This window comes from Xenorhabdus griffiniae (assembly GCF_015163655.1).
GTDB classification, from domain to species: domain Bacteria; phylum Pseudomonadota; class Gammaproteobacteria; order Enterobacterales; family Enterobacteriaceae; genus Xenorhabdus; species Xenorhabdus griffiniae.
On the sequence record NZ_JADEUF010000119.1, the window covers coordinates 1 to 12,194 of the forward strand.

17 protein-coding genes are annotated in these 12,194 nt (G+C 43.1%); 16 read left to right on the top strand and 1 reads right to left on the bottom strand.

Features of this window, described 5'->3' with window-relative positions:
• The 15 genes from IQ211_RS15705 to acpS all read left to right on the top strand — a co-directional run.
• On the top strand, positions 1 to 205 hold a 205-nt coding region (locus tag IQ211_RS15705; RefSeq protein WP_228011603.1), incomplete at its 5' end, for a zinc-finger-containing protein.
• Positions 202 to 513 (top strand): hypothetical protein, encoded by a 312-nt coding sequence (locus IQ211_RS15710; RefSeq protein WP_189760405.1) that lies wholly within the window; start codon positions 202 to 204, stop codon positions 511 to 513. The genes IQ211_RS15705 and IQ211_RS15710, both read left to right, overlap by 4 nt.
• Before the next feature lie 5 nt (positions 514 to 518).
• Positions 519 to 788, top strand: coding sequence for a pyocin activator PrtN family protein (locus tag IQ211_RS15715; protein ID WP_189760422.1), 270 nt, complete (start codon positions 519 to 521; stop codon positions 786 to 788).
• Between the two features lie 217 nt (positions 789 to 1,005).
• Entirely contained in the window at positions 1,006 to 1,761 is a 756-nt protein-coding gene (gene trmN, locus IQ211_RS15720; RefSeq protein ID WP_189760406.1) for a tRNA(1)(Val) (adenine(37)-N(6))-methyltransferase TrmN, read from the top strand.
• A 279-nt stretch (positions 1,762 to 2,040) separates the two neighbouring features.
• A complete protein-coding gene (gene rpoE, locus IQ211_RS15725; RefSeq protein ID WP_189760407.1) occupies positions 2,041 to 2,616 on the top strand; it encodes an RNA polymerase sigma factor RpoE in 576 nt (191 codons plus the stop codon).
• Positions 2,617 to 2,662: 46 nt separating this feature from the next.
• The gene (gene rseA, locus IQ211_RS15730) at positions 2,663 to 3,301 is read left to right on the top strand and encodes an anti-sigma-E factor RseA (protein WP_189760408.1); all 639 of its coding nucleotides are present in this window, start codon (positions 2,663 to 2,665) and stop codon (positions 3,299 to 3,301) included.
• Positions 3,301 to 4,260, top strand: a complete 960-nt coding sequence (gene rseB / locus IQ211_RS15735; protein ID WP_189760423.1) for a sigma-E factor regulatory protein RseB — start codon at positions 3,301 to 3,303, stop codon at positions 4,258 to 4,260. The genes rseA and rseB overlap by 1 nt, the downstream gene beginning before the upstream one ends.
• Positions 4,260 to 4,724 carry a SoxR-reducing system protein RseC gene (gene rseC / locus IQ211_RS15740; protein ID WP_189760409.1) on the top strand — a complete coding sequence of 155 codons (465 nt, stop codon included), beginning with the start codon at positions 4,260 to 4,262 and terminating at the stop codon, positions 4,722 to 4,724. The genes rseB and rseC overlap by 1 nt, the downstream gene beginning before the upstream one ends.
• Before the next feature lie 229 nt (positions 4,725 to 4,953).
• Positions 4,954 to 6,750, top strand: coding sequence for a translation elongation factor 4 (gene lepA / locus IQ211_RS15745; RefSeq protein ID WP_189760410.1), 1,797 nt, complete (start codon positions 4,954 to 4,956; stop codon positions 6,748 to 6,750).
• A 22-nt stretch (positions 6,751 to 6,772) separates the two neighbouring features.
• The gene (gene lepB, locus IQ211_RS15750) at positions 6,773 to 7,744 is read left to right on the top strand and encodes a signal peptidase I (protein ID WP_189760411.1); all 972 of its coding nucleotides are present in this window, start codon (positions 6,773 to 6,775) and stop codon (positions 7,742 to 7,744) included.
• 227 nt (positions 7,745 to 7,971) lie between these two features.
• Positions 7,972 to 8,652, top strand: a complete 681-nt coding sequence (rnc, locus tag IQ211_RS15755) for a ribonuclease III (protein WP_189760412.1) — start codon at positions 7,972 to 7,974, stop codon at positions 8,650 to 8,652.
• Positions 8,649 to 9,554 (top strand): GTPase Era, encoded by a 906-nt coding sequence (gene era / locus IQ211_RS15760; protein ID WP_189760413.1) that lies wholly within the window; start codon positions 8,649 to 8,651, stop codon positions 9,552 to 9,554. The genes rnc and era overlap by 4 nt, the downstream gene beginning before the upstream one ends.
• A 9-nt stretch (positions 9,555 to 9,563) precedes the next feature.
• The gene (gene recO, locus IQ211_RS15765; protein WP_189760414.1) at positions 9,564 to 10,301 is read left to right on the top strand and encodes a DNA repair protein RecO; all 738 of its coding nucleotides are present in this window, start codon (positions 9,564 to 9,566) and stop codon (positions 10,299 to 10,301) included.
• Between the two features lie 68 nt (positions 10,302 to 10,369).
• Complete coding sequence (gene pdxJ / locus IQ211_RS15770) at positions 10,370 to 11,101, top strand: pyridoxine 5'-phosphate synthase (protein ID WP_189760415.1); 732 nt, start codon at positions 10,370 to 10,372, stop codon at positions 11,099 to 11,101.
• Positions 11,101 to 11,481, top strand: coding sequence for a holo-ACP synthase (gene acpS, locus IQ211_RS15775; protein ID WP_189760416.1), 381 nt, complete (start codon positions 11,101 to 11,103; stop codon positions 11,479 to 11,481). The genes pdxJ and acpS overlap by 1 nt, the downstream gene beginning before the upstream one ends.
• A 2-nt stretch (positions 11,482 to 11,483) precedes the next feature.
• Here the strand turns inward: acpS and IQ211_RS15780 are convergent, their stop codons facing one another.
• The gene (locus IQ211_RS15780; RefSeq protein WP_099132125.1) at positions 11,484 to 11,744 is read right to left on the bottom strand and encodes a YfhL family 4Fe-4S dicluster ferredoxin; all 261 of its coding nucleotides are present in this window, start codon (positions 11,742 to 11,744) and stop codon (positions 11,484 to 11,486) included.
• Between the two features lie 250 nt (positions 11,745 to 11,994).
• Here IQ211_RS15780 and IQ211_RS19665 point away from each other — a divergent pair.
• Positions 11,995 to 12,194 (top strand): hypothetical protein (locus IQ211_RS19665; RefSeq protein ID WP_228011604.1); only part of this gene is annotated, 200 nt, incomplete at its 3' end.

The following is a 12,194-nucleotide window of genomic DNA, read 5'->3' on the forward strand; positions in this document are numbered from 1 at the left end:
ACTGGCAGATAAACCGACACGCAGAGCCAGAGCATCGGCTCATCGGTATTTCGATGATGTCGTCAGGAGTCGTAATTTGGAGCGCACGGAGGCGTACAGATGGTTAGCAAATCAACTGGAAATCAGTTTCAACGAATGTCATTTCGGCTGGTTCGACACTGATATGTGCGAACGGGCAGCGAATATATGCAGGGGGTTTAAATGAAGCCACTCCACCTGACTCAAATCATCGCCTCAGTTTGGGGCGATCCGGCTGATATCACCGATGCAGTATGGAAAGCCGGATACCGCAAGCCGGAACGGGGAGAAAAGGAAATCGCCGCATTGGTTATTGATGTCATGAACGGGGTGCCCGATGAAGTGCCCTACTCTGAAAGGCCAAGAAATTTGGAAGATATCCTGACTACGGAGCTGTATGACATCATTTTTGAAGCAACACTCAGTGACTTGGCAGCACCTGAAATGGTGGCAAAAATGGTTTTGTGGAACGGGTATCAGAAAGGAGTTGAGTAATGAAGATGAACACGGTGTTCTTGTTATTGGCGGAATTTGAAACTTCGCAAATTCCTTTGTCGGCCATAGCGGAAAGATATCTCAGAATGAGCCCTGGAACTGCTGAGCGTAAAGCAAATGAAGGAAAGCTGAATATTCCTACATACAAATTAACTGACAGTCAGAAATCACCAAGAATCGTTCATGTGAATGATCTGGCAGCATACATTGACAATCAAAGGGAATTAGCGGCAAAAGAAGTGGAAAGAATACAGGTTAAAAGAAAAGCAAATTAACAAAGAAAGCGTCAAAAGTCACTTCGGGTGCTGTTATTATGGCACCCCAATAGCACCCCTTAATGATATATTTAATTGATTAATAATATTATTTTACCGATTATAAACAGGTTAGGCGTATTCTTCATCCTATAAAAGCATCCAATAAGTAGGTTACTTTTATCCGCCGGCTATAAGATTTATGCTATGACAAATTTTAATTTCAGCAGAATAGGTTATGGCATCGATACAGAAACCCACTTTTCGCCGCGGTGGTTTTACATTTAAACAGTTTTTTGTTGGACATGATAAATGTGCGATGAAAGTTGGGACGGATGGGGTGTTGTTGGGAGCCTGGGCGCCAGTATATAACAGGAAAAGATGTCTGGATATTGGATGTGGCAGTGGTTTGATTGCATTGATGATAGCCCAACGCACCAAAGAAGATACCTTTATTGATGCGGTGGAGCTGGATGAACTTGCTGCAATGCAGGCAGTGGATAATGTACAGCAATCACCGTGGCCTTCCCGCATGACGGTATATCAGCAGGATATTCATGATTTCGCGCGACAAAATGCGTTGCGGAAAATTAACGCGCAATATGATTTGATTGTGAGCAATCCTCCCTACTTTGAGCCGGCTATTGCATGTCGAAACGAAGCTCGTAATCAGGCGCGTTATACGGAGTCATTGACGCATCAGGGGTTATTGGCGTGTGTACGGGCATTGATTACACCAACAGGGTTATTTTGTCTGGTACTCCCTTATGAAATTGGTGAACAATTTGAAAAAATGGCATCAGATTTGGGATGGTTTACCCATTTCCGAGTCAACGTTCGTGACAGGCAAGATAAGCCGTTGCATCGTCTATTACTGGGATTGTCACGACAAGAACAGGATGTCCAAGTGAGTGAATTAACGATTCGTTCTTCGGATGGTACATATTCAGACGACTTTCGTCAGTTGGTAACAGATTTTTATCTTTATTATTGATGAGATTAGCACTATTGAGATGGTGAATGAGGTATTTCGGTATAATAAAACAAAGGTTTTCTTTTTCTCAGTTTAAAATCGCGTACCCTGTGAAATAGCGGCTATGATTTAGAAAAGTGCAATACGAAAATAACAGGTGGCTGTAATCAAAATTACAACTAAAGTTGAACTTCACAGTGAACTGATACTCAAAGTCATGCTTGTTCGGGAAATCAGAACATCATATTGGTTTAATTTAAGTATAAATGTGGAGTTTTACCTCAGGAGAGTGAACCTCGGATGAGCGAGCAGTTAACGGATCAAATGCTGATTGAACGCGTCCAGAAGGGCGACCAAAAAGCATTTAATTTGCTGGTGATAAGATACCAGCACAAAGTAGCGAGCCTGATTGCTCGTTACGTACCTCAAAGTGACGTTCCTGATGTTGCTCAGGAAGTTTTCATTAAGACTTATCGGGCACTTTCTTCTTTCCGAGGTGATAGTGCATTTTATACATGGTTGTACCGTATTGCCGTTAATACTGCGAAAAATTATTTAGTTGCTCAGGGGCGCCGTCCACCATCTAATGATTTGGATGCCAACGATGCAGAAAATTATGATACGTCAAGTTCATTAAAAGAAATTTCGAACCCTGAGAACTTAATGTTGTCTGAAGAGTTAAAGGAAGTCGTTTTCCGCACGATTGAGTCGCTTCCAGAAGATTTGAGGGTCGCGATTACGTTGAGGGAGTTGGATGGATTGAGCTATGAAGAGATAGCCGACATCATGGAATGTCCTGTAGGCACTGTGCGTTCACGAATTTTTCGGGCAAGGGAAGCAATTGATAATAAAGTTCAACCACTGATCCAACAATAACGAGTGGAAAACAGTGGAATAAAACAATATTGAAGGGTACTTTGGCATGCAAAGAGAGAAACTTTCCGCATTAATGGATGGAGAAGCTCTTGATAGTGAAGTAGTTCATTTGGTCTCTGAAGATGCGGTCATGCAGAAACAGTGGGAACGCTATCACCTGGTGCGTGATGTGCTGCGTGGCGATGTGGGGGATGTATTGCATTTGGATATTGCAAGTCAAGTCGCGTTGGCACTTGAAAAAGAACCCATTCATATTAATCCAGCAGCTGTTCTGGAATCTCAGCCAAAACCTGAAACATGGGCTAACATGCCATTCTGGCATAAAATTCGTGCATGGAAGAGTCAAATTGCACAAATTGGTGTTGCAGCCTGTGTATCGCTGTCCGTGATTATCGGTGTCCAGCAGTATAATAGTGATAACAGTGTTGAAACAGATAACCAATTTGAGGCCCCCGCTTTTAACACATTGCCGGTGATGGGTACCGCTTCAACAGTTGGCTTAGCAACCCCAGCTGAAGAAGAAACTTTCGGTGGTGATTTGAATATGCAAGTGCGAGAAAGCAATAAACGAATTGATGCGATGTTGCAGCAATATGAACTCGCCCGGCGCATTCACGCTGAAAAAAATGCTGGTGTCACTCAGGCTAATCAGTCTCCTGAAGAGCAAGCGCCACAACAACAGTGATGAAACGTACTTGGCTTGCCGTTTTTTTATTGGCGAGTAGCCTGATAAATCCTCTAAAGGCCTCAGCGCAACAAAGCAACGCTGAGGCTTTGTTACAGGATATGAGTAAGGCAGTGCAAACGCTGGATTACGAGCTTGGCTTCATCATCTTAGAACAGCAATTTCTCGTTCCTTTGCGTTACCGTCATGCCATTATTGATGGACAGGTTATGGCTCAAATCATCCAAATGGATGGTTCACGTAGGGAAATTATCCAGCGCGGTGATCAAATCAGCTATTACGAACCTGGATTAGACTCATTTAGTATCCGTGGTTCTCATATCGTCGATTATCTTCCACCGATCATCTTTGCCGATTTTGCCCAATTACAAAAATTTTACCGTTTTATTGATGCAGGCAGCACGAATTTTGGCGATTATCCTGTGAGTTTTGTACGCATCATATCGAAAGATAAATCCCGTTATAATTATAACCTGCTGATTGATGAGAAAAATCATCTTCCTCTGCTGATAGACCTATTAGATAAGGATAATAAAACAGTCATTGAACAATTCCGTGTCGTGTCATCAACTGTGGATGACTCGATTAAAACGGAATTGAATGTAATTACTAATTTGAAATTACCACCTATGCTGCTCATTCCTCCTGCTGATAAATTGAAATTCAATTGGCTGGTTGGAAAAATGCCTGACGGTTTCAAAGAAATTTCACGTAACAGCCGAAAGCTATCAGAGAAAGAATGGTTAGAGTCCATCATGTATGATGATGGATTGTTTAATTTTTCTGTAAATGTGGTGAACTCAGATAAAAAAATTGTCGATGAACAACCATTTCGACAGGGCAGAAGAACGGTTTATACTTTGGTCAGAGACAAAAACAGCATAACAGTCATTGGTGAGCTGCCTTTCGCAACAGCCGAACAAATTGCAGCAAGCGTGACGTTTACGGGAGAAAACTGATGGTTAAAGAATGGGCAACTGTTGTCCGTTGGCACAAAGGGCGGGCATTATTACGTTATGGCTCATCTTCAGGTTGCGGTAGCTGTCAAACTAAAGCAGCCTGTGGTTCTTATTTACTGGAAAAGATAGGGCCAGAAAGCATCCATCAGTTGGAACTGGAAATTGCTCAACCACTCCAACCGGGGCAGAAGGTTGAAGTAGGCATTCCTGAAAGCAGTCTGCTACGTTCAGCTATGCTGGTATATTTGACACCCTTGTTGGGGTTGTTTTTGGTTGCCGCACTTTTTCAATTTTGGACGACTGACCAATTATGGACCTGCTTAGGCGGGGTTGGCGGTGGAGTCGCTGGTTTCTTCATTGCTCGCAAGATCGCGGCGTATTGGGATAATTTGCAAGCATACCAGCCTGTTGTGTTACAAATTGGTTTACCTCCTGATTCGATTAAGGTTCTACAGCAAGAATAATCTGTTTTACCATACGAGCTTCAACTTTAATTTATCATTACTGAAAACAACTGGGTCATACTGAAAACGACAAATATGGCTAAGTTTTCACGGGTTTGGTTTTCACGGGTTTGGCATGTAGAATACAGCTCCTCAGGCCAGTGGCCGAACCAATAAACTGTCGCTTTATGTCCATCAATGTGTCCATAGGCGAATGATTCAGAAATATTAAGGCAAAAAAGATTTAATAATGAAGCAAATAAGAAATTTCTCCATTATCGCCCACATTGACCACGGTAAATCCACTCTCTCTGACCGGATTATTCAAATTTGTGGTGGTTTGTCTGATCGCGAAATGGCAGCGCAAGTACTGGATTCAATGGATCTTGAACGTGAACGCGGGATCACGATCAAAGCACAAAGTGTAACCCTTGATTACAAGGCAAATGACGGGCAAGTCTACCAATTAAACTTTATCGATACGCCAGGGCATGTTGACTTCTCTTACGAAGTTTCCCGTTCACTGGCTGCGTGTGAAGGTGCTTTGCTGGTTGTTGATGCAGGGCAGGGGGTTGAAGCCCAGACATTGGCTAACTGCTATACCGCCATTGAAATGGATCTGGAAGTTGTTCCAGTTCTGAATAAAATTGACCTTCCTGCTGCTGAACCAGAGCGTGTCGCTGAAGAAATCGAAGACATTGTTGGTATTGATGCGACCAATGCTGTTCGTTGTTCTGCAAAAACGGGCGTGGGTGTACAGGATGTTATTGAACGTCTGGTGGAAGAGATACCGCCACCAGAAGGCGATCCTGATGCTCCATTACAGGCCCTGATTATTGACTCATGGTTTGATAATTACCTTGGTGTTGTGTCACTTGTTCGTATTAAAAACGGTACGTTGCGTAAGGGTGACAAAATTAAGGTAATGAGTACTGGACAGGTATACAACGCTGACCGATTGGGTATCTTCACACCGAAACGCATTGATCGTGATGTGTTGAATTGTGGTGAAGTAGGCTGGTTGGTCTGTGCCATCAAAGATATTCTGGGGGCACCAGTTGGGGATACACTGACAACGGCTCGCCAGCCTGCGGAAAAAGCCTTGCCTGGTTTTAAAAAGGTCAAACCGCAAGTTTATGCTGGTCTGTTTCCTGTAAGTTCTGATGACTATGAAGCATTCCGTGATGCGTTGGGCAAACTGAGCTTAAATGATGCATCATTATTCTACGAACCAGAAAGTTCGACTGCGCTGGGTTTTGGTTTCCGCTGTGGTTTCCTTGGCTTGCTGCATATGGAAATCATTCAGGAACGCCTGGAACGTGAATATGATCTTGATTTGATCACAACGGCTCCAACAGTTGTTTATGAAGTTGAGACAACCAGTGGTGATATTATCTATGTTGATAGTCCATCCAAGTTGCCACCATTAAACAACATTAATGAATTGCGTGAGCCGATTGCAGAATGTCACATGTTGTTGCCGAAAGAGTACCTTGGCAACGTCATTACACTCTGCGTAGAAAAACGCGGTGTGCAGACAAATATGGTTTATCACGGTAATCAGGTTGCACTAACTTATGAAATTCCAATGGCTGAAGTGGTTCTGGATTTCTTTGACCGCTTAAAATCAACATCTCGTGGTTACGCCTCGTTAGATTATAATTTTATCCGCTTCCAGGATTCGGACATGGTTCGTGTAGATGTCTTGATTAACGGTGAGCGTGTTGATGCCTTGGCATTGATTACTCATCGTGACAATTCCCATTACCGTGGACGTGAGCTGGTGGAAAAAATGAAAGATCTGATCCCACGCCAGCAATTTGACATTGCCATTCAGGCTGCCATAGGAACTCACATTATTGCGCGTTCTACCGTTAAGCAATTACGTAAAAACGTATTGGCGAAATGTTATGGTGGTGACGTCAGCCGTAAGAAAAAGTTATTGCAGAAACAGAAAGAAGGTAAAAAACGCATGAAGCAGGTCGGCAATGTTGAACTGCCGCAGGAAGCCTTCTTAGCGATTCTGCATGTTGGCAAAGATAATTAACACAAGGTCGTAAGGAGTTCAAATGGCTAACACTTTTGCCTTGATATTAACGTTAGCAACGTTAATTACTGGTATTCTTTGGTGCATAGAGCGATTTAAGTTCGCACCTGAACGTAAGAAAAAACTTGCTCATATTCAGGAACAGGCGACAGGAGCAGAAGCTCAGGAAGCTTTGGCTAAAGGACTTAACAAACCTTCATGGGTTGAAACACTTGCATCTGTCTTTCCAGTGTTAGCCATTGTGTTGGTTCTGCGCTCTTTCGTCTATGAACCTTTTCAGATCCCTTCTGGTTCAATGATGCCGACATTGTTGATCGGGGATTTTATTCTGGTTGAAAAATTTGCTTATGGTTTAAAAGATCCCATTACGCAAACAACCTTAATTAAGACTGGCGAGCCTAAGCGTGGCGATATTGCAGTTTTCAAATTCCCGAAGAACCCAAGCATAGATTTTGTAAAACGCATTATTGGCTTACCTGGAGATAAGATCGTTTACGATTATGTCAACAAAGAGCTTCAGGTTTACCCTGGCTGTGGCTGGAATGCGCAATGTAAGGGCGATTTACCGGTTACTTATCGGAATGTGTTCCCAAGTGAATGGACATTAAAAGAGGCTGTGACACCAGAAGGCGTTCGTATAAGTGGTGTTTATCAAGTTCCGGTTGATGAGTCAGTAGGGCCGAACTCTCTTCGTCAGGACGAAAGAGTCGAAACTTTAGGTAATGTGTCGCACCATATTTTGACCATTCCTGTAATACAGCGTTTCCCTGGTTTCTCTCAAGAAGGCTTGCCAGTAGGGACTTGGGTTGTTCCTAAGGGGCAATATTTTGCCATGGGTGATAATCGTGACAATAGTGATGATAGTCGTTCATGGGGCTTTGTACCGGAGAAAAATCTGGTAGGCCGTGCAACTGCCATTTGGATGAGCTTTGAAAAACAGGAAGGTGAATGGCCTACTGGTGTACGCTTCAGTCGAATTGGTGGAATTCACTAATATTTATATATTAGCGCAGCATTAATTTATCTCACAGTGTAGAATATTCTTTCAAACGAGATGACTGGCTCCTGAAGAGGATGAATACTTTGGGAGCCAGTGCAAACGCAACAGTTTTGTAAGGCATCCCGCAAAAATATCCCCAAGAGAAATTGCGGGTTAATATCGCCTCACAGGTCTGTTGCGTGTGCTTTTTATTTGATGAATTCTAACTGAATTGGTAGCACATGAACCCCATAATAACGAACCGGTTACAACATAAGCTAGGATATAGCTTTAAACAGCACGATTTGTTGCTTCAAGCATTGACTCACCGCAGTGCCAGTAGCAAGCATAATGAACGTTTGGAATTTCTTGGTGACTCCATCCTGAGTTTTGTCATTGCTAATGCCCTTTACCATCGTTTTCCCCGTGTTGATGAAGGGGATATGAGCCGCATGCGGGCAACATTGGTGCGTGGTAATACTCTGGCGGAGCTAGCCAGGGAATTTGAATTAGGTGAATGCCTGCGTTTGGGGCCGGGTGAGTTAAAGAGTGGAGGACATCGTCGCGAATCCATTTTAGCGGATAGCATTGAAGCCTTAATCGGCGCTATTTTTCTTGATAGCGATATTCAGACAGTCGAAAAGATTATCCTGAATTGGTATGAAACCCGTTTGAATGAAATTAGCCCAGGCGATAAGCAAAAAGATCCTAAAACCCGTTTACAAGAATATTTGCAAGGGCGTCATCTGCCGTTGCCTACATATCTGGTTGTTCAGGTTCGTGGGGAAGCCCATGATCAGGAATTTACAATTCACTGTCAGGTCAGTGGATTTGAACAACCGGTCAGAGGAGTCGGTTCCAGTCGCCGCAAGGCAGAGCAGGCGGCTGCGGAACAAGCATTAAAACAACTGGAGCTTGAATGAGCGAAGAAAAAAACTATTGCGGATTCGTTGCAATAGTCGGTCGGCCTAATGTTGGTAAATCAACGTTATTGAATCAGTTATTAGGCCAAAAAGTATCCATCACTTCCCGTAAACCTCAAACGACGCGGCATCGCATCATGGGGATCCATACGGAAGGGGCTTACCAAACTATCTATGTTGATACACCGGGTCTGCATATTGAAGAAAAGCGGGCGATAAACCGCCTGATGAACCGTGCGGCGAGCAGCTCTATTGGTGATGTCGAACTGGTTATTTTTGTTGTGGAAGGTACGCACTGGACACCCGATGATGAAATGGTGGTGAATAAGTTACGTCATTTGCGTTGTCCTGTCTTACTGGCTATCAATAAAGTGGACAATGTAACGGATAAAACCCTTCTTCTGCCACATATCGGTTTTCTTAGCCAACAGATGAATTTTCTCGATGTTGTGCCGATTAGCGCCGAAAAAGGCATGAATGTTGATACTATTGCCAACATAGTACGTGATCATATACCACAGGCGGATCATCACTTCCCTGAGGATTACATTACTGATCGCTCACAGCGTTTTATGGCGTCGGAAATCATCCGTGAAAAACTGATGCGTTTTTTGGGTGATGAACTCCCCTATTCTGTGACAGTGGAAATTGAGCAATTTGTTACCAATGAGCGTGGAGGCTATACCATCCACGGTTTGATTCTGGTAGAGCGTGATGGTCAGAAGAAAATGGTGATTGGTAATAAAGGCAGCAAAATCAAGAAGATTGGCATAGAAGCTCGTCAAGATATGGAAAAGCTGTTTGATATGAAAGTCCACCTGGAATTGTGGGTAAAAGTGAAATCCGGTTGGGCTGATGACGAACGAGCGCTGCGTAGCCTCGGTTACGTCGACGACTTATAAGGCCGATTTGTGGACGGCTGGCAGAGAGCCTTTGTGCTTCACGGGCGCGCTTACAGTGAAACCAGTTTATTGCTGGATTTTTTTACTGAACATGAAGGGCGGGTACGTGTTTTAGCGAAAGGGGCACGCAGCCGTCGCTCCAATCTAAAAGGTTGTTTGCAACCTTTCACCCCGCTGCTTATTCGTTGGAGTGGTCGGGGTGAAATCAAGACATTAAGAGACGCAGAGCCTATCTCATTGGCTCTCCCCTTAACGGGAAGTGTGCTCTACAGCGGTTTATATGTGAATGAACTCTTGTCCAGACTTCTTGAGCAAGGAACGGCATATCCCGCGCTTTTTTTTGACTACCTTCAATGTTTACAAGCGTTTGCAGCGAGTGAATACACACCAGAATGTGCATTGCGTCGTTTTGAATTAGCGTTACTAACCAATATGGGATACGGAGTAGATTATCTTCACTGTGCAGGAAGTGGTGAACCTATATCGGATACCATGACTTACCGTTATCGTGAAGAAAAAGGGTTTATCGCCAGTTTGGTTGTGGATCACTACAGTTTTACAGGTTATGAACTCAAAGCACTGGCAAATAGCGAATTTCCCGATCAGGTGACCTTGAAAGCGGCGAAGCGTTTCACTCGCATTGCTTTGAAACCTTATCTGGGGGGAAAACCGTTAAAAAGCCGTGAGCTATTTCGTCAATTCGTACGTAAAAAAACTGATAACCCCAACAAGAAAAATGAAAACTAAAGTAAGCCACCTTTTCATGATGAAGAGTGTAGACTTTACTGAATCTTATGTTATTGCAGGAGCTAAAAATGGCTGAGGTATTGTTAGGTATCAACATTGATCACATTGCAACCTTGCGTAATGCCCGTGGGACACAGTATCCCGATCCCGTTCAGGCAGCATTTGTTGCAGAGCAAGCGGGAGCAGATGGTATAACGGTTCACCTACGTGAAGATCGCCGCCATATTACTGACAGAGATGTTCAATTATTAAAAAATACAATCCAAACCCGCATGAACCTTGAAATGGCGGTAACAGATGAGATGGTGGGGATTGCTTGCCAAATCAAACCTGCTTTCTGTTGCTTAGTGCCTGAAAAGCGTCAAGAGGTCACAACCGAAGGTGGATTGGATGTATTTGGGCAAAAAGAGCATATTGCTGCGGCTGTTAAGACTTTATCAGAAGCAGGGATTTTAGTGTCTTTGTTCATTGATGCGGATCACCAACAAATTGATGCTGCTGTCGAAGTTGGGGCGCCATTTATTGAAATTCACACGGGTGCGTATGCAGATGCAGAGAATGAGAGACAGCAGGAAAAAGAGTTCCAGCGTATCAAAGAAGCCGCAACCTATGCAGCCGCTAAAGGGCTTAAAGTCAATGCAGGCCACGGTTTGACCTATCACAATGTACAGCGTATTGCAGCCTTACCTGAAATTTATGAATTGAATATAGGACATGCCATTATTGGCCGTGCTGTATTCAGTGGCTTATCTGCGGCTGTTGCGGATATGAAAACTTTATTGCGGGAAGCACGCCGTTAATGGCTATTCTTGGATTAGGCACTGATATTGTTGAAATATCCCGCATTGAAGAAATTGTCGGGCGTTCAGGCGAACGTCTGGCAAGGCGAGTTCTGAGTGATAGGGAATGGCAGCAATATCAACAGCATAACCAGCCTGTCCGCTTCCTTGCAAAACGGTTTGCGGTCAAGGAAGCGGCGGCTAAAGCTTTTGGAACTGGTATCCGTAATGGACTGGCCTTTAATCAATTTGAAGTGATTAATGATCCACTGGGAAAACCCACATTGAAACTTCATGGAGAGGCCGAAGTGCTGGCTAACAAATTAAAGGTAAAATCCATGCATGTCACACTAGCAGATGAACGGCGTTATGCCTGTGCGACGGTGATATTGGAAAATTAAATTCAGATCTTATCAGCGTGATGCAGGAGCACAAACTTATCCCATAACTGCTCTTCAGTTTCCTGATGATTAGGATCAAGAATAATGGTATTCGTAATCGGGCAGACAGATTGGCAAGTTGGTTTTTCGTAGTGCCCGATACACTCGGTACAGCGTTCAGGCTCAATTTCGTAGATCTCTGCGCCCATTGTGATGGCCTGATTAGGGCATTCGGGTTCACACATATCACAATTAATGCAGCGTTTGGTAATTAATAGTGCCATTTCAACCTCTTACATCAATTAAGTCTTTTAAGTTGCAGACTTAATTCTTCCTGATTTGTTGCTCCAGACTATCCTTTGTTATTCCATACAATATATTTACAAAAAATACATCTTACAAAAACATGGTTACAACTAAATGCATTGTGTAAAGAAAAGCTATCTGGGGTAGATATTAACACATCAGAAAGCAGTCTAATACTTTTATCATGGTATATACTTAAATATATTTTCAATACCTTAGAGTAAAAACATGCTTGAATACATCGTAAAACATGGCAATGATATTGTGAAAGTCTTGGGATCTATCGGGACTTTTATTGGTATTATTCTGTCTGTATTAAAGAGGCTTTATGCCGATGTGTGTGTGTTTAGAGAGAGAAAGGCCATAAAGTATATCAAATATCTCAATGAATATAATGTTTATTTAGATGATTTGAGTAAAGAATATAT

Coding starts and splice junctions, on each gene's coding strand:
- rseC (WP_189760409.1), top strand. CDS start 4,260: ATGGTTAAAGAATGGGCAACTGTTGTCCGTTGGCACAAAGGGCGGGCA.
- rseA (WP_189760408.1), top strand. CDS start 2,663: ATGCAAAGAGAGAAACTTTCCGCATTAATGGATGGAGAAGCTCTTGAT.
- lepA (WP_189760410.1), top strand. CDS start 4,954: ATGAAGCAAATAAGAAATTTCTCCATTATCGCCCACATTGACCACGGT.
- rpoE (WP_189760407.1), top strand. CDS start 2,041: ATGAGCGAGCAGTTAACGGATCAAATGCTGATTGAACGCGTCCAGAAG.
- era (WP_189760413.1), top strand. CDS start 8,649: ATGAGCGAAGAAAAAAACTATTGCGGATTCGTTGCAATAGTCGGTCGG.
- lepB (WP_189760411.1), top strand. CDS start 6,773: ATGGCTAACACTTTTGCCTTGATATTAACGTTAGCAACGTTAATTACT.
- IQ211_RS15710 (WP_189760405.1), top strand. CDS start 202: ATGAAGCCACTCCACCTGACTCAAATCATCGCCTCAGTTTGGGGCGAT.
- trmN (WP_189760406.1), top strand. CDS start 1,006: ATGGCATCGATACAGAAACCCACTTTTCGCCGCGGTGGTTTTACATTT.
- rnc (WP_189760412.1), top strand. CDS start 7,972: ATGAACCCCATAATAACGAACCGGTTACAACATAAGCTAGGATATAGC.
- rseB (WP_189760423.1), top strand. CDS start 3,301: ATGAAACGTACTTGGCTTGCCGTTTTTTTATTGGCGAGTAGCCTGATA.
- IQ211_RS15715 (WP_189760422.1), top strand. CDS start 519: ATGAACACGGTGTTCTTGTTATTGGCGGAATTTGAAACTTCGCAAATT.
- acpS (WP_189760416.1), top strand. CDS start 11,101: ATGGCTATTCTTGGATTAGGCACTGATATTGTTGAAATATCCCGCATT.
- IQ211_RS15780 (WP_099132125.1), bottom strand. CDS start 11,744: ATGGCACTATTAATTACCAAACGCTGCATTAATTGTGATATGTGTGAA.
- pdxJ (WP_189760415.1), top strand. CDS start 10,370: ATGGCTGAGGTATTGTTAGGTATCAACATTGATCACATTGCAACCTTG.